Source organism: Pseudomonas sp. A6 (assembly GCF_052367875.1).
GTDB lineage: Bacteria > Pseudomonadota > Gammaproteobacteria > Pseudomonadales > Pseudomonadaceae > Pseudomonas > Pseudomonas citronellolis.
This window is the reverse complement of sequence record NZ_CP198970.1, coordinates 1,479,576-1,504,539: the sequence shown is the minus strand read 5'-3', so window position 1 is coordinate 1,504,539 and position 24,964 is coordinate 1,479,576. Positions and strand designations below refer to the sequence as shown.

The following is a 24,964-nucleotide window of genomic DNA, read 5'->3' as shown; positions in this document are numbered from 1 at the left end:
TCATCGCAGTTGTAAAAAAACGGTAAATGCGAGTGATTCCAACTCGCTTCTGTCGTATCTATGGGCGTTTCCCAACCGCCCGCCATCTTCGGCGCCTCAGGAAAACCTCCATGCAAGCCCGAGCCCTTCCCCTCTCCCGCCGCCTGCTGGCCTGCGCGGCCGCCGCCGTCACCAGCGCCTTCCTGCTCCTGCTGCCCAGCGGCGCCAGCGCCGCCACCCTGGACACCGCCTTCGGCCCGGTGCAGGTCAAGGACCACCCGCAGCGCGTGGTGGCCCTGGGCGAGAACACCCTGGACGCCGCCCTCGCCCTGGGCGTGCAACCCCTGGGCGCGCTGGCCAGCCGCGGCGGCAGCGACATCCCCGAATACCTCAAGGCCAAGGCCGGCAAGCTGCCGCTGGTGGGCACCGTGCGCGAAGTCAACCTGGAAGCCGTGCTCAAGCTGCGCCCGGACCTGATCCTCGCCAGCCCCGGCCTGACCCGCGAGCAGTACGCCAAGCTCAGCCTGATGGCGCCCACCGTGGTGCCCAAGGGCGGCGCCCTGGAGGACTGGCGCGCAGCCTTCCGCACCTACGCCGCGGCCCTGGACAGGAACGCCGAGGCCGAGCAGCGCCTGAACGAACTCGACCAGCGCATCGCCGGGCTGCGCCCACGGCTGCCGGCCGACGCCAGCCTGAGCGTGGTGCGCTGGAACCCGCAGGGGCCGATCATGATGTCCAGCCACCTGTTCGCCGGCCAGCTGCTCGACCAGTTGGGCCTGCGGCCCAACCCGCTGGCGGCGCAGCAGACCCAGCGTCCGCACACCGACATCCTCAGCCTGGAGAACCTGTCCAAGGCCGATGCCGACTGGATCTTCCTCGCCACCCTCAACCCCGACGGCGAGAAGGCCCTGGCCGAAGCCCGCCAGCAACCGGCCTTCACCCGCCTGAAAGCGGTGCAGGCCGGGCACCTGGCCAGCGTCGACGGGCAGATCTGGAGCAGCAGCTCCGGCTACCTGGCCGCCCAGCAGGTGCTGGATGACGTGGAGAAGGCGCTGGCCAACTGATGCTGCCCGCGCGCCTGCCCCAGCCGCTGGCCCTCGGGCTGGCGGCTTCGCTTCTGTTGCTGCTGTGCCTGGCCAGCCTGCTGCTGGGTGCCGGCGACGCCGGTCCCTGGGCCAGCCTGCAAGCCTTGTTCGGCGGCGCCGACGAAGACACCCGCTTCGTCGTCGGCGTGCTGCGCCTGGCGCGCACCGAACTGGCCCTGCTGGTGGGCGTGGCCCTGGGCGCCGCCGGCCTGCTGCTGCAATCGGTGACGCGCAACCCGCTGGCCGAGCCCGGCCTGCTGGGCGTCAGCGCCGGCTCGGCCTTCGCCGTGACCCTGGCGATCAACCTCGGCGCCACCGCCGCCGGCCTCAACCTGGCGGTGGCCGTGCTCGGCGCCCTGGGCGGCTGCCTGCTGGTGCTGGCAGTGTCGCGCCTGCGCGGGGTGGGCGACGACCCGGTGCGCCTGGTGCTGGCCGGGGTGGCCTTCTCCGGCCTGCTCACCGCCCAGAGCAGCCTGGTGCTGCTGTGGGACCAGCGCACCGCCGACGAGGTGCGCTTCTGGGTGGTCGGCAGCCTCGCCGGCCGGCCGCTGGATACCCTGCACTGGAGCCTGCCGGGGCTGCTGCTCGGCCTGCTGGTGGCACTGCCGCTGGTCCGCCCGCTGGCCGCCCTGGCCCTGGGCGAACGCGTCGCCAGCGGCCTCGGCCATCACCCGCAGCGGGTGCGCCTGGCCACCCTGCTGGCGGTGGCGCTACTGGTGGGCACGGCCAACGCCGCCGCCGGGCCCATCGCCTTCCTCGGCCTGATCGTGCCCTTCATCGCCCGCCGCCTGGTGGGCAGCGACATCCGCAGCTGCTTCGGCCTGTGCCTGCTGCTGGGGCCCTGCGTACTGCTGCTGGCCGACATAATCGCGCGCCTGCTGGTGCGCCCCTACGAGATGCCGGTGGGGGTGGTCACCGCCTTCGTCGGCGCGCCCATCCTCATCGCCGTGGTGCGCTCGCACCGCCTGCCGACGCTGCAACGCCAATGAACGCGCCCTCTCCCCACGGCTACGGCCTGCTGCGCCTGGGCCGGCTGTCGCTGCTCTGGCACCGCCGCAGCCTCATGGTCGGCCTGGCGTTGCTGGCGGCGCTGGCCGCCGCCTTCGTGTTCTGCCTGAGTGGCGACGGCCTCGGCGCCGGCCAGGCCATCGCCACCCTGCTCGGCCAGGGCGACCCCTTCCAGCAACTGCTGGTGCGCGAGCTGCGCCTGCCGCGCCTGCTCGCTGGCCTGCTCAGCGGCGCCGCCCTGGGCGCCGCCGGCTGCCTGATGCAGACCCTGGCGCGCAACCGCCTGGCCACCCCGGGCATGGTCGGCCTGGACAACGGCGCCACCGCCTTCGCCGTGGCCTCCATAGTCGCGGTGCCGACCAGCCTGGCGCCCTCGGCCCTGGCCCTGACCGGCGCCGCCAGCGCTGCCGCGCTGACCTTCCTGCTCGCCGCCGGGGCCGGCGCCCGCGGCTATCGCTTCATCGTCGTCGGCCTGGGCATAGGCGCGCTGTTCGGCGCCCTGACCAACCTGATGCTGGCCCGCGCCGACATAGACGCGGCCAACGCCGCCTACCCCTGGACCGTCGGCAGCCTCAACGCCCGTCCGCCGCTGGCCGTGTGGCTGCTGGCCGGCGGCCTGGCCCTGGGCCTGCCGGCGGCGCGCCTGCTGACGCGGCCGCTGATGCTGATGCGCTTCTCCGACAGCGTGGCCATCGGCCTGGGCGTGCGCCTGGGCGCCATGCGCATCGCCACCCTGGCGCTGAGCGTGGCCCTCACCGGGCTGGCCGTGGCGGTGGCCGGGCCGGTCGGCCTGGTGGCGCTGATCGCCCCCGAGGCAGCGCGCTACCTGGGCGGCCAGCACGGCGTGCCGGTGCTCAACGCGGCCCTGGCCGGCGCCCTGCTGACGCTTTTGGCCGACTGGCTGGGGCGCACCCTGCTGGCGCCCATCGAAATCCCCGTGGGCATCGTCATGGCGGTGATAGGCGCGCCCTACCTGCTGTGGATCATCCTGCGCCAACCCTCCGGGAGACAGCCATGAACCCGAACCCCAGCGCCCCGCTGGAAACCCGCGGCCTGTGCATGGCCTACGGCAAGCGGCCGATCATCGAAGGCCTGGACCTGCGCCTGCCGGCCGGCCAGGTCACCGCCATCGTCGGCCCCAACGGCTGCGGCAAGTCCACCCTGCTGGCGGGCCTGGCGCGCCTGCAGAGGCCCAGCGGCGGCGCCGTGCTGCTCGACGGCAAGGCCATCGCCAGCCTGCCGTCGAAGGAAGTGGCGCGGCGCCTGGCGCTGCTGCCCCAGGACGCCAGCGCCCCGGACGGCCTCACCGTGACCGAGCTGATCCGCTTCGGCCGCCAGCCGCACCAGGGCCTGTTCCAGCAATGGAGCGCCGAGGACCAGAAGGTGGTGGACGCCGCCCTGGCCGCCGCCGACCTCGGCGAGCTGGCCGAGCGGCCGCTGGAATCCATGTCCGGCGGCCAGCGCCAGCGCGCCTGGATCGCCATGGCCATCGCCCAGGACACCCCGCTGCTGCTGCTCGACGAACCCACCTCGGCGCTGGACCTGGGCCACCAGATCGAGGTCTTCGAACTGATCCGCCACCTGGCCGAGGCCGGCAAGACGGTGGTGATGGTGGTCCACGACCTGTCCAGCGCCTGCCGCTACGCCGACCACCTGGTGGCGATGAAGGGCGGCCAGGTGCTGGCCGAAGGCGCGCCGGCCAGGGTGGTGACGGCGGAACTGGTGGAGGCGCTGTATGGCGTGCGCTGTACGCTGCTGAGCGATCCCTACAGCGGCACGCCGCTGATCGTTGGGGCCAGTCGGGTGCGAGCTTGCTTTTCGTAGGAGCGAGCTTGCTCGCGAATGGGGCTTCGGCGCCAAGACTGAGAGCACCCTCTCCCTAACCCTCTCCCTGAAGGGAGAGGGGACCGTTCGGAGTGCTTGGATATTCCTGAGTCAGCCGGCAGTACCGAAAGCTGCCAGCTGAAACCATTCCTCCTCTCGGCACGGACAAGTCCCCTCTCCCTTCAGGGAGAGGGGGCCGTTGGGCAGACACGGATGTTCTGGAGTCAGCCGGCAGCACCGTTGGTTTCCGACTGAAGCCATTCCTCCTCTCGGCACGGACAAGCCCCCTCTCCCTTCAGGGAGAGGGCTGGGGAGAGGGGACCGGCTTCGACATCGCTCCGGAGCAAGGCTTGACGCCATTGTTCGCGAGCAAGCTCGCTCCTACGAAAAGCACCATCCCCCCAGCACCTCAGATGCGACGAAATGCCAGCACCCAGCCATTGCCCCGCCCCCACCGCCAGTGGGATCATTTGCAATTGCTTTTTGTTCTCATCCATGGCTGATCACGTGTCACCGCAACTACTCCTCGTGGAAGACGACGCCCACCTGCGCCCGGACCTGGAACGCCACTTCCTGGCCCGCGGCTTCGCCGTGCGCGCCTGCGAGAACGGCACCCAGGGCCTGGCCGCGCTGCGCGAGGGCCGCTTCGACCTGGTGCTGCTGGACATCATGCTGCCCGGCGTCGACGGCCTCAGCCTGCTCGACGAACTGCGCCGCCGGCAGACCGTGCCGGTGATGCTGATGTCCGCCCTGGGCGCCGAGCAGGACCGCATCAGCGGCTTCACCCGCGGCGCCGACGACTACCTGCCCAAGCCCTTCAGCCTGGCCGAGCTGGACGCCCGGGTCGACGCCCTGCTGCGCCGCGTGGCCCTCGACCGACGCCCGGCCGAGGCCCCCCGGGACGGCGAGCTGACCCTCGACGAGGAGGCCCGCGACGTCACCCACCAGGGCCGCGCCGCCGGCCTCACCGGCTCCGAGTACCGCCTGCTGGCGACCCTGCGCGCGCACCCCGGAGAAGCGCTGAGCAAGGCCTTCCTCTACCAGAGCGTGCTGCACCGCGCCTACACCCGCCTGGACCGCGGCCTCGACGTGCACGTCTGCAACCTGCGCCGCAAGCTCACTGCCATCGGCGCGCAGCACCTGCAGATCCAGGCGGTGCGCGGCCAGGGCTACGTGCTGGTCGAAACGGACGGCGCCTGATGCGCCGCCACCCGCTGCTGTGGAAGCTGGCCCTGCTGCAGGTGGGCTTCTGCCTGACGCTGACCTGGCTGATCTGGAACTGGGGCCTGTCGGTGGAACGCAGCACCTACTTCCTCGACGAAGCCGACCGCCTGTACCTCGCGCGCTACGCCCTGCAGGCCGAGCAGGCCTGGCGCCAGGGCGGCGCGGCCGGCGCCGAAGCCTTCCGCCGCCAGCTGGAACGCGAGGAAGACACCTGGGTCGCCCTGGTCGGCCCGCGCCTGGAAAGCCTCGGCACCACCGCGCTGAGCGCCGAGGAAGCCAGCCACCTGACCTTCATGCGCAAGCTCGACTGGCCCATGAGCCGGCGCCTGCAGGACGAGCTGCCCTACGTCAGCATCGAATTCCCCGAACGCCCCGAGGACGGCCGCCTGGTCATCCAACTGCCCGAGCGCCTGCTGCCCAGCGGCCTGACGCCCTGGACCCACGTCATCACCCACGGCGTGGCGCCGACCCTGCTGGCCCTGCTGCTGGGCCTGGCCCTGTACCGCCACCTGGTGGTGCCGCTCAACCGCCTGCGCGACCGCGCCGACGCCCTGCGCGCCGACGACCTCGACAGCCCCGGCCTGCCGCTGCAGGAGCGCCGCGACGAACTGGGCGAGCTGGCCCAGGCCTTCGAACACATGGCCGCGCGCCTGCGCCAGAGCCTGGCCCAGCAGCGCCTGCTGCTGCGCACCCTGTCCCACGAACTGCGCACGCCCCTGGCGCGGCTGCGCATCGCCCACGACGGCGAGCTGCCGCCCGAACAGCTGCGCCAGCGCCTGGGCCGCGAAGTGGCCGACATGCAGCGGCTGCTGGAAGACACCCTCGACCTGGCCTGGATGGACACCGAGCGCCCGCAGTTGCCCACCGAACCGGTGCTGGTGCTCTCGGTGTGGGAAGCGCTGCGCGAGGACGCCTGCTTCGAGAGCGGCTGGGAGCCGGCGCGGCTGCCCTGCTCGCTGGGCACCGAATGCAGCGCGCAGGTGCACCTGGACAGCCTGGCCCAGGCCCTGGAGAACCTGCTGCGCAACGCCATCCGCCATTCGCCGGCGGGCGGCCGCGTCAGCCTCGACGGCTGGCGCGAAGGCCGGCACTGGCACCTGTGCCTGCGCGACCAGGGCCCCGGCGTGGCCGAGGCCGACCTTGAGCGCATCTTCGAGCCCTACCAGCGCCTGGAAGGCAGCGGCGCCGGCTTCGGCCTGGGCCTGGCCATCGCCCGCCGCGCCATCGAGCTGCAGGGCGGCCGCCTGTGGGCCACCAACGCCCACCCCGGCCTGTGCCTGCACCTGCTGTTGCCGGCGGCCTGGAAGTGTTTAGAAAGTTAATGCGCTTTACTCGCAATTGTGAGTAATTATCATCTTCGATCTCTCGCCTTCAGGCTGAACTTCCGGAGATCGAAGATGTCGTCCCGTGCCCAACCCCTAGTCCCCTTCCTGCTGCTGTCCAGCTGCCTGCTGGCCAGCGCCGTCCATGCCGCCAGCCAGGACGAGCAGCCCGTCGAACTGGACAGCCAGACCGTGGTCGCCACCGCCCAGGAAGAAACCAAGCAGGCCCCGGGCGTGTCCGTCATCACCGCCGAGGACATCGCCAAGCGCCCGCCGGCCAACGACCTGTCGCAGATCATCCGCACCATGCCGGGGGTCAACCTCACCGGCAACTCCACCAGCGGCCAGCGCGGCAACAACCGGCAGATCGACATCCGCGGCATGGGCCCGGAGAACACCCTGATCCTGGTCGACGGCAAGCCGGTCAGCAGCCGCAGCTCGGTGCGCTACGGCTGGCGCGGCGAGCGCGACACCCGCGGCGACACCAACTGGGTGCCGGCCGACCAGGTCGAGCGCATCGAAGTCATCCGCGGCCCGGCGGCGGCGCGCTACGGCTCCGGCGCCATGGGCGGGGTGGTGAACATCATCACCAAGCAGGCGGCCAGGCAAACCCACGGCAACCTCACCGTCTACCAGAACTTCCCGCAGCACGGCGACGAAGGCGCCAGCAAGCGCGTGAGCTTCGGCCTCAACGGCCCGCTGACCGACACCCTCAGCTACCGCGTCTACGGCAACCTGGCCAAGACCGACGCCGACGACTGGGACATCAACTCCGGCCACGAGTCCGAGCGCACCGGCAACCAGGCCGGCACCCTCCCCGCCGGCCGCGAAGGCGTGCGCAACAAGGACATCAACGGCCAGCTGAGCTGGAAGCTGGCGCCCAACCAGAGCCTCGAGTTCGAGAGCGGCTTCAGCCGCCAGGGCAACATCTACACCGGCGACACCCAGAACACCAACAGCAACGCCAACGTGAAGAGCATGCTGGGTCACGAGACCAACATCATGTACCGCGAGAACTACTCGCTCACCCACCGCGGCGACTGGGACTTCGGCAGCTCGATGGCCTACCTGCAGTACGAGAAGACGCGCAACAGCCGCATCAACGAAGGACTGGCCGGTGGCACCGAGGGCATCTTCAGCAACACCGACTTCTACACCTCGACCCTGCGCGACCTGACCGCCCACGGCGAGGTCAACCTGCCGCTGCACGCCTGGCGCGACCAGACCCTGACCCTGGGCAGCGAGTGGAACCAGCAGAAGCTCGACGACCCCAGCGCCAACACCCAGACCACCACCGAGGGCGGCTCGGTCGCAGGCCTGACCAGCAGCGGCCGCGACACCACCTCGCAGGCGCAGATCTTCTCACTGTTCGCCGAGGACAACATCGAGATCCTCCCCGGCACCATGCTCACCCCGGCGCTGCGCTTCGACCACCACAGCATCGTCGGCGACAACTGGAGCCCGTCGCTCAACCTGTCCCACGCGCTGAGCGACACCCTCACCCTGAAGGCCGGCATCGCCCGCGCCTACAAGGCGCCGAACCTCTACCAGCTCAACCCCGACTACCTGCTCTACAGCCGCGGCCAGGGCTGCTACGGGCAGACCACCAGCTGCTACCTGCAAGGCAACGAGGACCTCAAGGCCGAGACCAGCGTCAACAAGGAACTGGGCATCGAGTACAAGGACGACGGCTGGGTCGCCGGGCTGACCTACTTCCGCAACGACTACAAGAACAAGATCGACTCCGGCCTGACCCCGGTGGGCAGCGCGACCGGCGGCACCGGCAGCTACGCCAACGCCGCGATCTACCAGTGGGAGAACGTGCCCAAGGCACTGGTCGAGGGCCTGGAAGGCACCCTGAGCATCCCGCTGGCCGCGCAGCTGACCTGGAACAACAACTTCACCTACATGCTGCAGTCGAAGAACAAGGAAACCGGCGACGTGCTCTCGGTGACGCCGAAGTACACCCTCAACTCCATGCTCGACTGGCAGGCCAGCGACGACCTCTCGCTGCAGCTGAGCGTGGCCTGGTACGGCAAGCAGAAGCCGAAGAAGTATGACTACCACGGCGACCGCGTGACCGGCAGCGCCAACGACCAGCTCTCGCCCTACGCGCTGACCGGCGCCAGCGGCACCTACAAGATCAGCAAGAACCTCAGCCTCACCGCCGGCGTCGACAACATCTTCGACAAGCGCCTGTACCGCGCCGGCAACGCCCAGGGCGTGACCAACATCGCCGGCGCCGGCGCCGCCACCTACAACGAACCCGGCCGCACCCTCTACACCAGCCTGACCGCGTCCTTCTGAGGACCACCCGGCCCCCGCTCCCGGCGGGGGCCGGCAGACGAGATCGCCTGATGAAAACCACCACCCTGCCCCTGGTCCTGGCGCTGGCACTGGCCGCGCCGGCCCCGGCGGCCCTGGCGCAACCGGCGCCGGACCAGAAGATGGACACCACCTTGCTGCAACGCCAGGACCTGGCCTACCGCTTCACCCAGCTGGAACTCGACTCCGCCGACGGCCAGCGCCACTACCGCCTGTGGGTCGGCAAGCCCGAACGTCCGGCGCCCGCCGCCGGCTACCCGGTGCTGTGGATGCTCGACGGCAACGCCGCCCTCGGCGCGCTCGATGCCGCCAGCCTGGACAAGCTCGCCAGCGGCCAGGCGCCGCTGCTGGTCGCGGTCGGCTACCAGACCGAGCAGCGCATCGAACGCAACGCCCGCACCTACGACTACACCCCGCCGCTGCCCGGCGAAGCCAGGCAACTCGACCCGCTGACCGGCCAGCCCAGCGGCGGCATCGACGCCTTCCTCGACCTGCTGCGCCAACGCATGCGCCCCATGGTCGCCGCCGTCGCCCCCATCGACGCCAGCCGGCAGACCCTCTGGGGCCACTCCTACGGCGGCCTGGCCGTGCTCCACGCCCTGTTCACCCGCCCCGGCGAGTTCAACACCTACGCCGCCGCCAGCCCCTCGCTGTGGTGGCACGACGGCGCCATCGTCCGCGAAGCCGCCGGCCTGCAACAACGCCTGGGCGAAAGCCGCCCGCGCCTGCTGCTGATGCGCGGCGGCGACGAACCGGGCAACCCGCGCGGCCCGCTGAAAGGCGACGCCGAACGCCCGGCCCGCGAACTGAGCGCCGACCTGGCCAAGGTGCCGGGCCTGCAGGTGCAGTACCAGCGGTTCGATGGTCTGGGTCATGGGCCCATGTTGCCGGCGTCGCTGCGTTATGTGCTGGAGCATTACCCGTAACCGAGGCGCGCCGGGGAGCAAGGTCAAACGGCGGATAACCGCGAACGGTTATCCGCCCTACGCCAGGTCCACCCGGTGATGCAGGGCGTACAACCGTTCGCAGAAATGACGATGTACAAGGATGACACCTGACCCCCAGCCCACTCAGGACAGCCCCCTCTCCCTTCAGGGCGGGGCGCGCAGTCGAGGGTTGGGGAGAGGGCGTTCTTATCCCCAACACCTACGCCGCCGGTAACCCCTGTTCGCGAGCAAGCTCGCTCCTACGAAAAGCCCAAAAGCCAAAAAGCCAAAGCCATCCCCTCCGCCCTTCCCCCTTTTTCACACTGGCAATGAAGTTTGCGGCAGGAGCACAATCCGGAGTTCGCCCCTCCCCAGGAAGCCCCCGGATGCCCGACAGCCTGCATGCGGCCCTGCGCCACTTCGTTTCCACCCTGCGCCACGACCCGGCCTTCCGCTCCCTGCGCCTGGTGCAGCGGCACAGCCTCGATTGCGGCGTGACCCGCGACCAGCCCGACCCGGTGCGCCACGGCCTCGACCAGGGCGCCATGCTCTGCGCCGAGATCGATGGCGTGGAAGCCTTCGCCGCCACCAGCGACCTCGGCGAACAAGGCCTGCGCCAGGCCTTCGAACGCGCCCGCCAGCTCGCCGCCGGCATCGCCGCCCGTGCCCTGCCGCGCCCGGCCCAGACCGGCGCCGACCTCGGCCGCCAGCGGCGTAGCAGCCCGAACCTCGACACCCCGCTGCCGGACCTGGCGCAATGGCTGGACCTGCTGCGCGCGGAATGCGCCGCGGTGCCGCGCGAGGAACGCATCGTCGACTGGTCCGCCAGCCTGCGCGTGGTGCGCGAGCGGCAGCTGTACCTCGACCGCCACGGCAGCGACCTGCTGCACGAGACCCAGCGCCTCTACCCCTGGCTCTCGGTGACCGCCTTCGACGGCCGGCAGAGCCAGACGCGCACCTTCGACGTGGCGCGCCAGGGCGGCGCCGAGGTGGTGCTGCACAGCGGCTTCGCCGGCGCCGCCGCGCGCGTCGCCGACGAGGCCCTGCAACTGCTGCTGGCGCCCAACACCCCGGAAGGCACCCGCGACCTGCTGCTGATGCCCGACCAGATGATCCTGCAGATCCACGAATCCATCGGCCACCCGCTGGAGCTGGACCGCATCCTCGGCGACGAGCGCAACTACGCCGGCACCAGCTTCGTCACGCCGGACATGTTCGGCCATTACCAGTACGGCTCGCCGCTGCTCAACGTCAGCTTCGCCCCGGACGTGCCCGACGAACTGGCCAGCTACGCCTACGACGACGAAGGCACGCCCGCCGAGCGCCGGCTGCTGATCGCCGGCGGCATCCTCCAGCGCCCCCTGGGCGGCGCCCTGTCCCAGGCCCGCAGCCAGCTCGCCGGGGTGGCCAACAGCCGCGCCAGCAGCTGGAACCGCGCGCCCATCGACCGCATGGCCAACCTCAACGTCGAGCCCGGCGACCAGAGCCTGGCGCAACTGATCGGCGGCATCGAAAAAGGCATCCTCATGGCCACCAACCGCTCCTGGTCCATCGACGACGCGCGCAACAAGTTCCAGTTCGGCTGCGAATGGGGCCAGCTGATCGAAAACGGCGAACTCGCCGGCGTGGTGCGCAACCCCAACTACCGCGGCATCTCCGCGCAGTTCTGGCGCAGCCTGGGCGCGGTGGGCGACGCCTCCACCTTCAGCGTGCTGGGCACCGCCAACTGCGGCAAGGGCGAGCCCAACCAGGCGATCACCGTCGGCCACGCCTCGCCGGCCTGCGTGTTCAAGGACGTCACCGTGTTCGGAGGGCAGGCCTGATGCAACTGCGACTGTCCCCCGACCACCTGCGCGAACTCGCCGACTGGCTCAAGGGCCGGCTGCGCGGCGACGAGGAATTCAGCCTGTGGCTCGCCGCCGAGGACTCCGACTTCGTGCGCTTCAACCACGCCCGGGTGCGCCAGGCCACCCGCGTGCTGCAGATCGAAGCGCAGCTGCGGCTGATCCGCGGCGCGCGCCACGCCAGCCTGGAGCTGAGCCTGACCGGCGGCGCGGAAGAAGACCGCCAGCGCCTGCAACAGGGCCTGGAACAACTGCGCGGCACCCTGGAAGTGGTCCCGGAAGACCCCTACCTGCTGCTGGAGGACGAGCCCTGGACCCGCGTCCAGGAAGCCCCCGGCCGCTTGCCGGAAGTCCGCGAGGTGATCGACCAGGTGGACGCCCGGGCGCAAGGCCTGGACCTGGTCGGCATCTACGCCGGCGGCCCGCTGTACCGCGGCTTCGCCAACACCCGCGGCAGCTTCGGCTGGCACGCTGCCGGCAGCGCCAGCCTGGACTGGAGCCTGTTCGCCGACAACGGCGAGGCGGTGAAGACCACCTACGCCGCGCGCGACTGGAACGCCGCCGCCCTGGGCCAGGCCTTCGCCCGCGCCCGCGAGCAGCTGGACTACCTGCAACGCCCACGGCGCACGCTGCAACCCGGCGCCTACCGCGCCTACCTGGCGCCGGCGGCGCTGGAGGAAATCATCTCGCTGCTGTGCTGGGGCGGCTTCTCCGCCCGCGAACTGGCCACCCGCCAGAGCCCGCTGCTGTCGCTGCACCTGGGCCATGCCAGCCTGTCACCGCAAGTCAGCCTGGAGGAAGCGGCCAGCACCGGCCTGGAACCGCTGTTCGACAGCGACGGCTTCCTGCGCCGCGACCAGGCGCTGATCGAGGGCGGACGCATGGTCGGCCAACTGGTCAGCCCGCGCTCGGCGAAGGAATTCAACCTGCCCGCCTACGGCGCCAACAGTCACGAGACGCCGCAGTCCCTGGTCATGGCCGCCGGTGAGCTGCCCGAGGACGAAGTGCTGGCGCGCCTGGGCACCGGCCTGTACATCGGCAACCTCTGGTACCTGAACTACTCGGACCTGGCCGCCGCGCGCATCACCGGCATGACGCGCTTCGCCAGCTTCTGGGTGGAAGACGGCCGGATAGTCGCGCCCCTGGCCAGCATGCGCTTCGACAACAGCCTCTACAGCCTGCTCGGCGAACACCTGCAGGCGCTGACCCGCGAACGCTCACTGCGCATCGACACCAACACCTACGGACGCCGCAGCGCGGCCACCCAGTTGCTGCCAGGCGCGCTGGTGGAGCGTTTCACGCTGACGCTGTAGGGCGTACAACCGTTCGCGGTTGTACGCCGTTACACCCATCTCGACGCCGGCCTCCTGGTCAAGCCCGGAGCGCTCGGAAACGGGAGCTTCGGGTTCGAATCCAGCGCGCCCTGGGGCCAAGGTCAATCGGCGGATAACCGCGAACGGTTATCCGCCCTACGCCAAGCCCACCCGGTGATGCAGGACGTACAACCGTTCGCGGGAATAACGATGTGTAAGGATGGCACCTGACCTCCAGCCCGCAGAGGACAGCCCCCTCTCCCTTCAGGGAGAGGGTTGGGGAGAGGGCGTTCTTACCCCCAACACCTGCGCCACCGGTAACCACTGTTCGCGAGCAAGCTCGCTCCTACGAAAAGCCAAAGCCGCTCCCAGGGCCGCACGGTCAAGCGGCGGATAACCGCGAACGGTTATCCGCCCTACGCCACGCCCACCCGGTGATGCAGGGCGTACAACCGCTCGCGGGAATGACGATGTGTGAGGATGGCACCTGACCTCCAGCCCGCAGAGGACAGCCCCCTCTCCCTTCAGGGAGAGGGTTGGGGAGAGGGCGCTCTTGAACCCGACACCACAGCCACCGGCAAACTCCCTTCGCGAGCAAGCTCGCTCCTACGAAAAGCCAAAGCCGCTCCCAGGGGCGCAAGGCCCAACGCCGTTACCAGTCGCAGTAGCAGCCGGTGGCGAGGGTGCTGGGGGACTTCACCTGGCGGCCTTCGACCAGCGCCTGGATCACCGGCTCGATGAAGCTGTTGGCCGAAGTGCAGGTGGCGCCTTCGCTGTAGGGGCCGAAGTAGGCCAGCTTGCCGTCGCGGTCCCACACCGCCACCGAGGGGCTGGCGGCGATGGGCGGCGGCGAGGGGAATTCCGGCAGCGGCTTCAGGCCCCACAGCTCACTGGCCAGGCGGCCCTGGGTGCCGGGCTTGCGGTAGGCGTAGAAGTCCACGCCCTGGGGCTCGAAGCGCTTGATCAGCGAGGCCAGGTGCTGCTGGTTGGCGACGTTGCACGGGCATTCCGGGTCCCAGAAATGCACCACGCGGATGTGCCCCGGGCCTGCCAGTTGCGCCGGCAGCTGCAGCGCCTGGCCATCGAACAGCTGGGTGGTATCGGGATAGCTGCGCAGGTAGCGGCCGTGGAACGACCAGAAGGCGGCGAACAGAATGCCGAGCCAGGCCACGATGAGCACGCCCGCGAGAACGACTTTGCGATTGAGCGACATGATGCGGAAGGGGTGGACGGGAGGGCCGCTAGCTTGCCACGTCCAGCCGCCAGGGCAAGCCCTTCCTGACCGGCAGGCTGCGGCCGCAGCCTGCCGGATGACGACAAAACCAGGCTATATGCGGGCTAGAGCGAAGCTCGCAGGCGCCCCAGCCAGCCACTACCTTCGCCGCTGCAAGGGCTGAAAGTGGGCAATTGCTGCAGCGGCACCCATAGCTCACCCTGCCAGTCCAGCAGCGTCACCCGTTGCGAGCGCCAGCTCATCAGCACCCGCCGGGGCCGTTGCGGATCGACGCGGCCCTGGTCGCGCAGCAGCGGAATCACCTGCTCGCCCAGCCAGCGCCCCAGGGCGCGGTTCTCCGGGTGACCGAAGCGGATCAGCGCCTTGTACAGCGCGGCTTCGTTGACCACCTCCAGCCACTCCTCGGCGCCGGAGGCCGCGCACAACAGCACCGAGCGCGCCTCATGTGCATCCAGCCGCCGCGCCAGCGCCTGTGGATGATGCAGCCCGAGCAGCCGCGCCAGGTCGTGGGCGACGAACCAGGGTTGGTCATCGATCAGCAGGCCGCGCAGGGGACGGTTGTGGCGGAGGAAGGTGGTGGCGGTATAGGCATCATGCATGCTGGGAACTCCTGTTCAGAGAGGGGAGTCCGCCGCTGCGTCGTCAAACGAAGGGAGGCGGACCGCGCGGGGTTGACGAACCGGGAACAGGTACCGGCAGGCCCGAAGGCCTCCCCGCGCGATCCGCCATGAAGCGTGGCAGATGGATCGAACTGCGCACGGGGGCCTGCAAAAAACGCTACGCCGTTTTCGCATATGCCATCGGCGCGATCGCGCCTGTTCCACGGGTCGTCAAACCCGGCCACGGGGTCGACCGTGACCGGCGGAGAATAGAGAGGCGCGATGTAAGCCCGTAACGGATAGCCATGTGGGAAGCCTCCGAAACGCTGTTCGGGGCATGGTCCGAGCGGGCCTGCTCAACCATCGTCCAGCCTTCGCCTATCGGGAGCACCGCCATGAACACACGCCGGCATACGGCACGCGCCGTTTCGCTCACCCAGTTGAAGAGAACGCTCGACGCCCGGCTGCGGGAAGTCGCGGCGCAAAAGCACGAGAAGCTGGTAGTCGTCAGGGGCAGGATTCCCATGGCGGTCATCCTGGACGTCGAGTCCTACCAGGCCCTGCTCGATGAGTTGCACGACCTGCGCCTGGAGAACCTCGCCCATGATCGCCTGGCCGGTTTCGAACCGGGCCGGGCGATCCGCCATGAGGACCTCGTGGAAAGCTTCAGCGACCGCTGAACGTCCCTTCAGGCGCCGCCTGCGTGGTTTATCGCCCCGCCTTCGCCACACCCCGCGCCAGTGTTAGCATGCGCGCCCCATGCGCCTGACCGATTTCGACCAACTCCTCGCCGACCTCGGCGCCCTGCCCCGCCATCGCGGGCGGATGCTGCGTGCCTGGCTGCAGGGCCGGGCGCTGGATGCCGGGACCAAGCGCCAGGCCAGCGAGGACTTCCTGCCGCTGGCGGTGCGCAACGCCGTGCCGGAGCTGGCCGCGCAGCTGGAAGGCCTGGCGCGCCTGCACTCCCGCCACCCCGCCGGGGACGGCTCCGAGCGCCTGCTGGTGAGCCTGGCCGACGGGCAGATGGTGGAGAGCGTGCTGCTGCCGCGCGATGGGCTGTGCGTCTCCAGCCAGGTCGGCTGCGCGGTGGGCTGCCGCTTCTGCATGACCGGCCGCAGCGGCCTGCTGCGCCAGGTGAGCGCCGCCGAGATGGTCGCCCAGGTGGTGCTGGCGCGGCGCCTGCGGCGGGTGAAGAAGGTGGTGTTCATGGGCATGGGCGAGCCGGCGCACAACCTCGACAACGTGCTGGAGGCCATCGACGTCCTCGGCGGCGACGGTGGCATCGGCCACAAGCACCTGGTGTTCTCCACGGTGGGCGACCCGCGGGTGTTCGAGCGCCTGCCACAACAGCGGGTGAAACCGGCCCTGGCCCTGTCGCTGCACACCACCCGCGCGGACCTGCGCGAACACCTGCTGCCCAAGGCGCCGAAGCTCACCCCGGACGAACTGGTGGAGCTGGGCGAGGCCTATGCCCGCCAGGTCGGCTACCCCATCCAGTACCAGTGGACGCTGCTCAAGGGCGTGAACGATGGCCAGGATGAATTGGACGGCATCCTGCGCCTGCTCAAGGGCAAGTTCGCGGTGCTCAACCTGATCCCCTTCAACGCCCTGGAAGGCGACGCCTACCAGCGCCCGGACGGCGAGCGCATCGTAGAGATCGTGCGCTACCTGCACAGTCGGGGGGTGCTGACCAAGGTGCGCAACAGCGCGGGGCAGGATGTGGAGGGTGGTTGCGGGCAGTTGCGGGCGCGGGTGGTGGAGTTGGTGGATACCAGCCGGCTGAGCATCGCGCCGAGGCGCTCTTCGTAGGAGCGAGCTTGCTCGCGAACAAACCCGGTGCCATGTGGTTCGCGAGCAAGCTCGCTCCTACAGGGGAATGGCGCGGGTGGGGCAGCGTAGGAGCGGATCTCATCCGCGAATCGCGCCGGTGGTTCCGGCTATCGCGGACAAGGTCCGCTCCTCCGGGGGAGGAATACCGTGCTCCCCAGCAACCTGTAGGAGCGGGCCCTGCCCGCGATTTCGCGCGCAGGGCGCGCTCCTACAGGGGAATGGCATGGGTGGGGCAGCGTAGGAGCGGGTCTCATCCGCGAATCGCGCCGGTGGTTCCGGTTATCGCGGATAAGATCCGCTCCTACGGGGGAGGAATACCGTGCTCCCCAGCAACCTGTAGGAGCGGGCCCTGCCCGCGATTTCGCGCGCAGGGCGCGCTCCTACAGGGGAATGGCGCGGGTGGGGCAGCGTAGGAGCGGATCTCATCCGCGAACCGCGCCGATGGTTCCGGTTATCGCGGATAAGATCCGCTCCTACGGGGGAGAATGCCATGCCTCACGGAAACCTGTAGGAGCGGGCCCTGCCCGCGATTTCGCGCGCAGGGCGCGCTCCTACGAAGAGCACCTCGGCGCAGCCGGCACCTACGGGGCTGCGTCCTCGGCGGCGGCGCACGGCGCCAGGGCCTGGCGGGCGTGTTCGATCCAGTCGTGTTCGCTGGCGAAGTCGGTCGAGTAGTCGGCCAGGCCCATGCTCAGCGAGAGCGGCGGCAGCGAGGCCTGGTCGAAGTTGCCGAACAGTTGGGCGATGCGCTCGACGCAGGCGCGAGCGCCGGCGCCGTGGGTCTGGCGGAACAGCACCAGATATTCGTCCGGATGCTTGCGGCTGACGTGGTCGGTGTTGCGCACCTCGGCCTTGATCAGGTGGCCCAGGCGCACGCTGAGGGCCTCGGCGGTGAGGTTGCCGTAACGCAGGCGCAGGCGGGTGTGGTCGTCGATGCGGATCAGCGCCAGGGTCGCCCGCGGCCCACCGCGCCGGCAGCGGCCGAATTCCTGGGCCAGGCGGTGCAGCCAGACGTCGTAGGACAGCAACAGCTGCTGCTGGTCGAAGCAGTCCACCAGGGAAAAGGCGCGGCGCTGGGCGTGCAGGCGGCGCGCCAGGCTGTAGCTGGTCCAGCCCACCGCCAGCGGGTAGAAGAACAGCATCGGCAGGCAGGCCCAGATCACCCGCCTGGGCGTCTCCAGGTCCACCTGGTAGCCGGTCAGCAAGCCCATCGCCAGGATGCCCGCCGCGTTGGCCAGCAGGCCCTTGAGCATGAAGCCGGGGCCGTTGGCCGCCACGTTGTGCATGGTGACCATCGACAGCAGCAGCGCCGAGGGCAGCAGGCTGAAGTGCATGATCGCCACCCAGCCGCCGGCGAACAGCGAATCCAGCAGCAGGTTGCGCAGCTCGGCCCGGTAGGGCACGGCGGCGCGCACGGCGATGAACCGGGCCAGGCCCGGCCAGAGGAAGCCGTTGACCAGCATCCAGGCCCAGAGCGCGGGGTGGCCGGGATAGACGAGCACCGCGATGAACACGAAGCTGAGACCGCAGCCCAGGCTGCGTGGCGCGTGGATGCGCCTGGCGAAGGCGATACCGGCGGAAGTACTGCTTTCCATTTCCATACATCAATCCAGAGACGGCCTTCGGCGAAGGGTCGCCAGGCGGCATCGGCAACTGCGCCTGTAAATTGCCAGCATGTCTGACGTGCCTTTCCCGCTGGGCGCGTTATGCTTCCCCATTGGGTGAAAGCGTCAGCCTTCCGTCCACATAGCGGCGACGTTTACCCGCAAGACCGGCAATGTCAAAAAATCGCCATTGCCATGAACATTGATGACTTGCCCCTCGCCGAGCGGGTGGCAAGCGTTGACGAATCGGTCAGGAATGGAAGCCACCGCCTCCCTGCCGGACAGGGTCCCAGGCCATTACCGCACGCGCGCAGCTCTAGCGGCTGCTGCGAATCGAGAAGGACCGTGCCGTCCCCAGGCTGCCAGGCGCAGCGGGGCACAACCGGCACGGGCGGCCGCACGGCTGGCCAACCTTAAAATACGACCGTATTCTAATGCAGAAGAGACCCGATGAGTAAGCGCCCCGTCATTGATAGAGGCAAGGTCCTGGATGCCGCCGAAGGCGTGGTCATGCGCGAAGGCGTTGCGGCGCTGTCCATCGGCGAGGTGGCCAAGGCCGCCGGGATCAGCAAGGGTGGCGTGCAATCCTGCTTCGGCACCAAGGATGGCCTGATCGAGGCCATGTTCAACCGATGGAAAGCGGAGTTCGAGGTGGCTGTACGCGACAACACCCCAGACGAAGCGGAACCGCTCGACAACCTGCGCGCCCACGTGCAACTGCTGGCCGCCAGCGACGAGGCCCTGGGCAAGCGCGCCGCGGCCGTGCTCGCGGCGATGCTCAGCCGGGAGGAACTGCGCCAGCGCTCCAGCGACTGGTACCGCCCCCTGCTCATCCAGGAAGGCGGCGACGACGAGCGCAGCCGCAACGCCCGCCTGGCCTTCCTCGCCGCCAAGGGCGCCTTCCTGCTGCGCTCCTTCGGCCTGATGGAGATGAGCGAGGCGGAATGGCAGGCGATCTTCCGCGAGATCGATACGCTGCTCCCGCCAGGGGAATGAACGCCCGGTGACCGGGGAGGCGCAGGCCTTCCCTTTGCGCAGTACACCCGCCGCCCGAGAACCCACGCCGATATTCCACCTGGATAGCCCCCGGGAAAGTTGTGCCTATTCAATAACTAGACGAAGCAACTAGTTCAATGTGGATATATCCAAGTCATCCACCCACTTCCATAATTCAAAAGTCGAGCCCTATGCAAAACCAGAAGAACGACTCATCCTTCATTCAAGGAATGCCATGCAAGCAAAAGTTCAATACGAGGACTCCGGCCTGGTCTGGATGTACGGCCACCTGAGAAGGATAGGCTGCAGCTTCCCCACCGCCCTGTACCGCAGCATGCGCTTCAAGCTGCTGGGCGATACCGGTGACTTCAGAAGCGAGGTCAGCTGGCAGAAGATCCGCTTCTCCAGAGCCCGGGCCGGCTAGCCCGGCGCACAACCCCACCACCCCGCGCAGCCGCTACAGCCCAGGCAGCGCCCCTCCGCAACACCTGGCCGCCCCCGTTGCAGGGACAGCCTCCCGCCCTCTCTGCCTCATTCGTCTTCAGGATTGCGCCGCCGTCTACGGGCGGAGTTTCTCAATACGCGTAGAAACTCAAGGACAATAACAACAAGCACACCAGCAAGGATCGCCAACAGCATACCAATGCCCTCGATGTATTATCTTCGCACCCAAGTATTCTTCGAATGATGAAAAACAAAGTACACCACCAGGGAGCAACTTAGCCCGACATCAAAACCCACTGTTTCATCGCGAAACTAAACCGGCGAACTTCTTCGCCGGCGATCATCACCCCGGAACTTTCAGCCTTCCGCCAGGGGCAGGCGGATGACGAACAGCGCCCCGGCTTCGGCGTTGCTCACGCACAGGCTGCCGCCCATGTTGCGGATCAGGTCGTGGCTCACCGACAGCCCCAGCCCGGTGCCCTGCCCCACCGGCTTGGTGGTGAAGAAGGGTTCGAAGATGCGCTCCAGCAGTGCCGGCTCGATGCCCCCGGCGCTGTCGCACACGTGCAGTTCCAGCCACCCGGGCTCGGCGCAAGGGTGCTGGCCCAGGCGGATCCACCTGGCACCCTCGCGCTTTTCCAGCAAGGCGTCGCGGGCGTTGGCCAGCAGGTTCACCAGCACCTGTTCCAGCTGGTCGGCAAAGCCCATAACCTTCGGCCGCGCCTGGGGCGCCTCCAGCTCCAGGGTGATGCCCTGCTGGGTCATGCTCTCGCCCAGCAGCAGCACCACCGCCTCGCAGCAGGCCTGGGGATCGAACGGGGCCATGTCCAAGTCGGACTTGCGGCTGAACACCCCCATGTGGTTGACCACGCGGGTCAGCCGGTCGACCTGGGCATCCACCCGCTTGAGCTTCTCGCCCAGGTACTGCGGGTCGTCCAGGCGCTGCCAGGCGTTGAACAGCGCCAGGCGCATGACGTGCAGGGGCTGCTTCATCTCGTGGGCCATGCCGCTGACCATCTGCCCCAGGGCGGCCATCTTGGCGCCCTGGGCGAGCTGTTGCTGGGAATGGCGCACCGAGGTGTTGTCGCGGGCGACCGCCTGGACTTCGCGCAGCCGGCCCTGGTCGTCGAACAGCAGGCGGTCGCTCCAGATCAGCCAGCGACACTCCCGGCCGGGCAGGTTGAAGCGCAGCTCCCAGGATTCCTCGACGCCGCCGCCGGCCCCTTCGACCAGGCGGGCGCGCAGGGCGCTGCAATCGCGCTCGGACAGCCAGTAGTCCAGGCGCCGCCCCAGCAGCGCCTGTACCGGCTCGCCGAGGAAGCTGGCGAAGGTGTGGTTGACGAAGGTCAGCACCAGGCTGGCCGAATAGCGGCAGATCAGCGCCGGCGAGTCCTCCACCAGCATCCGGTAGCGCTCCTCGCTCTCGGCGATGCGCTGCGCGGCCTGGTGCCGCTCGGTCACGTCCAGCCACAGGCCCACCACTTCCCGCGGCAGGCCCTGGGCGTCGCGCAGCAGCTTGGCCTCGTCGTACAGCCAGTGCCATTGCCCGGCGCCGTCGCGCAGGCGGTACTCGGCGTTGACGCGCCCTTCGCGCAGCAGCGTGCGGCCGCGCTCGAAGAAGCTGCCCAGGTCGTCCGGGTGCACGCGCTCGGCCAGGGCCTGCCAGCTGTTCGCCTGCAGGTCCAGGCCCAGCAGGTTGCCGGCGCTTTCGCTGTAGAACTCCGGAATCAGCTGGCCGTCTTCCACGCGCTGCACGTAGATCACCACCGGCGCCTTGTCGATCAGGTTGCGCAGGCGCGCATGGGTGGCCTCGGCCTGCTGTGCCTGCTGGCGGGCCTCGCTGACGTCGAGCAGCACGCCGTCGAGGAAGCCGTGCTCGCTGCCGCCCTGCCAGCGCCCCTGCAGGTGCAGCCAGCGGCGGATGCGGGTCCAGGAATCCGGGCAGAGGCGCAGGTCCTGCGCCAGCTCCCCGCCGGGGCCCAGTTGGCGCAGGCGTATCAGCAGTTCGTCGGCATCGGCGGGGTGCAGCCGCTGCAGCAGTTCCTCCCGCGACAGCCGCGTCTGCCCCTCGGGCAATTCCAGGATGGCCGCCACCGCGGCGGAGAACTGGAAGCCTTCGCGCGCCGCGTCGTAGCGCCAGTAGCCGCCCTGCACCCTGCTCTCCAGCAGGTTCAGCCGGTGCAGGGCATCGCGCAGGCGCTTGCGTTCGAGGCGGCCGAAGACCTGCAGCGCCAGTTGTTCGGCCAGGCACTGCCAGTCGCCGGGCGACAGTCCCGCGCGGCCTTCGTCGAGGCCGTCCGGTTCGCCGATCAGCCAGGCGCCCTGCCCGCCCTGCGGCGTCGCCGGCACCACCCGCAGGCGTTCGCAGCACAGTTGCTTCAGCAACGCCGAGCCGGGCCCGCCGGCGCCGAGCAGGGTGCTGTCGGCCAGGGCGGCGAGCCCGCAATCCGGCAGGGCCAGGCCTTCGCGCAGCAGGCTGTGGGCGCCGGGGCGGACGTAGCAGGCGAACACCCGCCCGCCGCCGCCCGGCTCCGCCAGGACCAGCGCCATGGATTGCAGCGCGAAGCTGTTGGCCATGACCTCCAGCACTTCGCCCAGCGCGCCCGGCAGCTCGGCCAGGGCGACGTGGCTGAGCCGGGAGAGCAACTGCTTGATGACGTTGAAGCACTGCATCTGCGACTTTTCCCGGTCGCTCTGCCAGTTCAGGTCGGAGATGTCGGTGCCCAGCAGCAGGCAGCCGCGGCCGGCCAGCGGGCTGACCTGCACGCGGAAGACCAGCGGCTGCTGGTCGAGGCTGCGCAGGGCCAGGTCCGCCTGGCGGCTCTGGCGCAACTCCGGCGCCGGGCTGGCGGGCCGGGACCTGCGCTCCAGATAGTCGCCCAGGCGCGCCGTGCCGGCATGTGTCGGCTGCGCCAGGCAGCGGGCGCGGCGCCCGCCCAGGCGGCACACGCGGTCCTCGGCATCCAGCTCGATGCACAGGTCCCAGTGCGCCTGGCTCCATTGCCAGTACTGCTCGTCCAGCCCGCTCTGCGCCTCGTCCATCAGCGCTTCGCCGTTCTGCGCCAGGGCGGCCTTGTCGTTGGAGTGGCCACGGAACAGTCCTCGCATCGTCGACCTCACAGCAGCAGGCTGGCCTGGGCCTGCAGCACCGCGGGCAGCCGCGGCACCGGGCCGATGCCCGGCAGCGTCAGCACCGGCACCAACGGGGTGGCGTCGGCGGGGTAGCGCACGCAGACGGTGATGCGCGTGTAGCGCCCCTCGGCCACCGGCGCGGCCACGTACTTGCCGTCGCTGCAGCCGGTGTACCAGCGGCTCGGCATCCAGCCCAGGCGGCTCGACACGGCCTGGGCCACAGTGTCCTGCAGGGCCGCCTGGTACTGCTGCGAGCCCAGCGAGTCGTTCACCGACAGCGCCACCCGCGCGCCGGCGGCCGCGGCGTCGTTGAACGACTGCAGCACCAGCATGGGGATGCCATACGCCAGCACGCCGTACATCACGGTGAAGAACAGGATGAAGGCGGCAGCGAACTCGATGGTCACGGCGCCGCGCTGGCGGCTCGGGTGTTTCTGCTGCATGGGTTCCCCCGGGTAGAGTCGTGGTTGCCTGGCGACGGCCGTGGCCTAGATCAGGAGTTGGGCGCCCGGGGTGCGCAGGTCGATGATGCGCACGTCGAGGGTGCCGGTCTGGATGCCCAGCAGTTGCAGCAGCGGGTCGATCAGCTGGCTGCCCAGGCTGGCGAGCACCGAGGCCAGCGCCTGGGTCAGCAGGCTGGTCAGGTCGCCGAGCGAATTCACCAGGCCGCCGACCACGCCGTCGAGCAGTTTCCCCAGCGGGCAGAGCAGCCAGCCGACCAGGGGCGCCTTGCACAGCAGGCCCTGGGTGTTCAGTTCGACGGACAGGCTCAGGCTCCGCGACAGGCTGGCGATGCCCGCCGCCAGCGAGGCGCCCAGGGGGCTCTGCACGCGCTGCACGGCGCTGGGCAGGTCGACCGGCGAGGCGATGTCGAAGGCCAGCGGCTGTTCCCCGGGGGCGGCCAGCGCCACGTCGCCCTTGCGGGTATTCACCGACACGCTGGCCAGGTAGGCGTTGCCGTTGCCCAGCAGCTTCACGCTCAGGTCGTTGAGCGCCACCGCCGCCACGCCGGGCTGCGCCTTGACGTTGACCTGCGAGGCCCGCTGGGCGCCGCCGCAGGCGATGCTGTCCAGGGCGGCGTAGCCCTGGGCCACGCTGGCGCCCAGGTCGACATGGGCGTTGACCAGCCCGAGCCTGAGCAGGTCCACGTCGGCCACTACGTTCAGGGCCACCTGCACCGAGCTGGCGCGGGTCCGCCACTGCCCGCCGGCGTCCTTGCCGGGGTAGCCGACGGCGATGGTCGGCGGGCTGATCACCGTGAGCTTCACCGTCAGGCTGGCCAGCCCCGGCACGTTCAGCGTCAGGCCGGGAATCGCCAGCGCATGCTGCTTGTTGGCCACCAGCGCGGTGGTCATCAGCAGGTCCAGCAGGTTGACGTCGGCGCCCAGGGCCGCGTTGCGCGCGCTGTCCGGGGCGATGACGCTGATGATCTGCCCCAGGCTGATGTTCGCCGAGGGCACCTTGATGCTGGCCAGGGCGCTGCGCAGCAGGGCGAGGTTGACGCCGGCGACCTGCGAGGCGTCGGCGGCGTCGATGGCGGCCTGGAGCAGTTGCGCCACGCTGACGTCGGCGTCCAGCAGGCTGTCCACCGAGCCGAGGTCGAGGTCGACGCCGGCCAGCTGCAGCTGCTCGCCCAGGGCGAGCAGGTTGACGTTGGCCCCGGCGATGCCCTGGTAGGTCACCAGGTCGAGGTTCAGCCGGGTGCCCAGCAGGCCGCCGAGCAAGGCGTTGAGCAGAGGTGAATTGCTGCTGTCCAGGCGCAGCAGGCCGCTGCCCGCCGACAGCGCGGCCATGGCCTGGCGCCGGGCCACCGCCTGGGCCTGGAGGGTGACGCTGGTGGGCGTGCCGGCGCCGAACACCGAGGCGACGTTCAGCACCAGGCTCGAAGGCACCGTGCGGCTGGCGACGACCTGCACCGAGTCGTTCCAGCTGCTATTGGCGGCGCGGAACACACGCCGCTGGCCGCTGCCGTCGAAGACCACGTCGCCCAGGCTTGCGACCAGCCGGCCGTCGTCGGCGAAGCCGTTGCGCCGCGCGCTGGTGATCGCCAGCGCCTGCACGTCGGCGTTCGCCTGGGTAGCGCACATGCCGCTCTGGGTGGCGCTCTCCAGCGCCGCCATGTCTGCCACCCGCTGCAGCTTGCGCTGCTCCAGGTACAGGCGCCCGGTGTCCACCACCAGGGCCATGCAGATCAGCACCAACAGCAGGGTGACTGCCGCCAGCACACCGATAGCGCCGCGCTGCCGCTTGCCGAACATGGACATCTCCTTGACGT

20 protein-coding genes are annotated in these 24,964 nt (G+C 69.6%); 14 read left to right on the top strand and 6 right to left on the bottom strand.

The features are described from left to right. The first annotated feature begins 110 nt into the window (after nt 1-110). The 10 genes from ACTWJ5_RS06810 (at nt 111) to ACTWJ5_RS06765 (ending at nt 12,850) form a co-directional block, all read left to right on the top strand. A complete protein-coding gene (locus ACTWJ5_RS06810) occupies nt 111-1,043 on the top strand; it encodes an ABC transporter substrate-binding protein (RefSeq protein ID WP_444437908.1) in 933 nt (310 codons plus the stop codon). Next, nucleotides 1,043-2,053 (top strand): FecCD family ABC transporter permease, encoded by a 1,011-nt coding sequence (locus tag ACTWJ5_RS06805; RefSeq protein ID WP_444437906.1) that lies wholly within the window; start codon nt 1,043-1,045, stop codon nt 2,051-2,053. Before ACTWJ5_RS06810 ends, ACTWJ5_RS06805 begins: the two co-directional genes overlap by 1 nt. Next, a complete protein-coding gene (locus ACTWJ5_RS06800; RefSeq protein WP_444437904.1) occupies nt 2,050-3,090 on the top strand; it encodes a FecCD family ABC transporter permease in 1,041 nt (346 codons plus the stop codon). The genes ACTWJ5_RS06805 and ACTWJ5_RS06800 overlap by 4 nt, the downstream gene beginning before the upstream one ends. Beyond that, nucleotides 3,087-3,896, top strand: coding sequence for an ABC transporter ATP-binding protein (locus ACTWJ5_RS06795; protein WP_444437902.1), 810 nt, complete (start codon nt 3,087-3,089; stop codon nt 3,894-3,896). Before ACTWJ5_RS06800 ends, ACTWJ5_RS06795 begins: the two co-directional genes overlap by 4 nt. 495 nt (nt 3,897-4,391) lie before the next feature. After that, nucleotides 4,392-5,096 carry a response regulator transcription factor gene (locus tag ACTWJ5_RS06790; RefSeq protein WP_253392281.1) on the top strand — a complete coding sequence of 235 codons (705 nt, stop codon included), beginning with the start codon at nt 4,392-4,394 and terminating at the stop codon, nt 5,094-5,096. After that, nucleotides 5,096-6,442: a HAMP domain-containing sensor histidine kinase gene (locus tag ACTWJ5_RS06785; RefSeq protein WP_116422494.1), complete on the top strand. Its 1,347-nt coding sequence runs from the start codon at nt 5,096-5,098 to the stop codon at nt 6,440-6,442. The genes ACTWJ5_RS06790 and ACTWJ5_RS06785 overlap by 1 nt, the downstream gene beginning before the upstream one ends. Nucleotides 6,443-6,517: 75 nt before the next feature. Beyond that, nucleotides 6,518-8,749 (top strand): TonB-dependent siderophore receptor, encoded by a 2,232-nt coding sequence (locus ACTWJ5_RS06780; protein ID WP_444437900.1) that lies wholly within the window; start codon nt 6,518-6,520, stop codon nt 8,747-8,749. A gap of 50 nt (nt 8,750-8,799) precedes the next feature. After that, nucleotides 8,800-9,693: an alpha/beta hydrolase gene (locus ACTWJ5_RS06775; protein ID WP_444437898.1), complete on the top strand. Its 894-nt coding sequence runs from the start codon at nt 8,800-8,802 to the stop codon at nt 9,691-9,693. A gap of 386 nt (nt 9,694-10,079) precedes the next feature. Beyond that, complete coding sequence (locus tag ACTWJ5_RS06770) at nt 10,080-11,516, top strand: TldD/PmbA family protein (protein ID WP_256514553.1); 1,437 nt, start codon at nt 10,080-10,082, stop codon at nt 11,514-11,516. Further along, nucleotides 11,516-12,850, top strand: a complete 1,335-nt coding sequence (locus ACTWJ5_RS06765) for a TldD/PmbA family protein (protein ID WP_444437895.1) — start codon at nt 11,516-11,518, stop codon at nt 12,848-12,850. Before ACTWJ5_RS06770 ends, ACTWJ5_RS06765 begins: the two co-directional genes overlap by 1 nt. A 652-nt stretch (nt 12,851-13,502) precedes the next feature. On the opposite strand, the gene ACTWJ5_RS06760 is transcribed toward ACTWJ5_RS06765, so the two are convergent. Both ACTWJ5_RS06760 and ACTWJ5_RS06755 read right to left on the bottom strand, forming a co-directional pair. Next, nucleotides 13,503-14,063 (bottom strand): DUF6436 domain-containing protein, encoded by a 561-nt coding sequence (locus ACTWJ5_RS06760; protein WP_058488689.1) that lies wholly within the window; start codon nt 14,061-14,063, stop codon nt 13,503-13,505. Between the two features lie 125 nt (nt 14,064-14,188). Then, on the bottom strand, nt 14,189-14,683 hold the full coding sequence (locus ACTWJ5_RS06755) for a BRO-N domain-containing protein (protein ID WP_043272468.1): 495 nt from the start codon (nt 14,681-14,683) through the stop codon (nt 14,189-14,191). 395 nt (nt 14,684-15,078) lie between these two features. Between ACTWJ5_RS06755 and ACTWJ5_RS06750 the strand changes: the two genes are divergently transcribed. Further along, a complete protein-coding gene (locus ACTWJ5_RS06750) occupies nt 15,079-15,363 on the top strand; it encodes a type II toxin-antitoxin system prevent-host-death family antitoxin (protein ID WP_444437894.1) in 285 nt (94 codons plus the stop codon). 79 nt (nt 15,364-15,442) lie between these two features. Beyond that, a complete protein-coding gene (locus ACTWJ5_RS06745) occupies nt 15,443-16,492 on the top strand; it encodes an RNA methyltransferase (protein WP_444437892.1) in 1,050 nt (349 codons plus the stop codon). Between the two features lie 602 nt (nt 16,493-17,094). On the opposite strand, the gene ACTWJ5_RS06740 is transcribed toward ACTWJ5_RS06745, so the two are convergent. After that, entirely contained in the window at nt 17,095-18,114 is a 1,020-nt protein-coding gene (locus ACTWJ5_RS06740) for an MASE2 domain-containing protein (protein WP_444437890.1), read from the bottom strand. A 453-nt stretch (nt 18,115-18,567) separates the two neighbouring features. Here ACTWJ5_RS06740 and ACTWJ5_RS06735 point away from each other — a divergent pair, with 453 nt between their 5' ends. Further along, complete coding sequence (locus tag ACTWJ5_RS06735) at nt 18,568-19,113, top strand: TetR/AcrR family transcriptional regulator (RefSeq protein ID WP_253408452.1); 546 nt, start codon at nt 18,568-18,570, stop codon at nt 19,111-19,113. A 235-nt stretch (nt 19,114-19,348) separates the two neighbouring features. Next, nucleotides 19,349-19,537 (top strand): hypothetical protein, encoded by a 189-nt coding sequence (locus ACTWJ5_RS06730; RefSeq protein WP_074983098.1) that lies wholly within the window; start codon nt 19,349-19,351, stop codon nt 19,535-19,537. Nucleotides 19,538-19,914: 377 nt separating this feature from the next. On the opposite strand, the gene ACTWJ5_RS06725 is transcribed toward ACTWJ5_RS06730, so the two are convergent. The 3 genes from ACTWJ5_RS06725 to ACTWJ5_RS06715 are packed head-to-tail and all read right to left on the bottom strand — an operon-like array spanning nt 19,915 to nt 24,947. After that, on the bottom strand, nt 19,915-22,665 hold the full coding sequence (locus tag ACTWJ5_RS06725; RefSeq protein ID WP_444437888.1) for an ATP-binding protein: 2,751 nt from the start codon (nt 22,663-22,665) through the stop codon (nt 19,915-19,917). An 8-nt stretch (nt 22,666-22,673) separates the two neighbouring features. After that, nucleotides 22,674-23,132, bottom strand: coding sequence for a TadE/TadG family type IV pilus assembly protein (locus ACTWJ5_RS06720; RefSeq protein ID WP_074983096.1), 459 nt, complete (start codon nt 23,130-23,132; stop codon nt 22,674-22,676). A 45-nt stretch (nt 23,133-23,177) separates the two neighbouring features. After that, the gene (locus ACTWJ5_RS06715; RefSeq protein WP_444437886.1) at nt 23,178-24,947 is read right to left on the bottom strand and encodes a pilus assembly protein TadG-related protein; all 1,770 of its coding nucleotides are present in this window, start codon (nt 24,945-24,947) and stop codon (nt 23,178-23,180) included. Nucleotides 24,948-24,964: the final 17 nt, after the last annotated feature.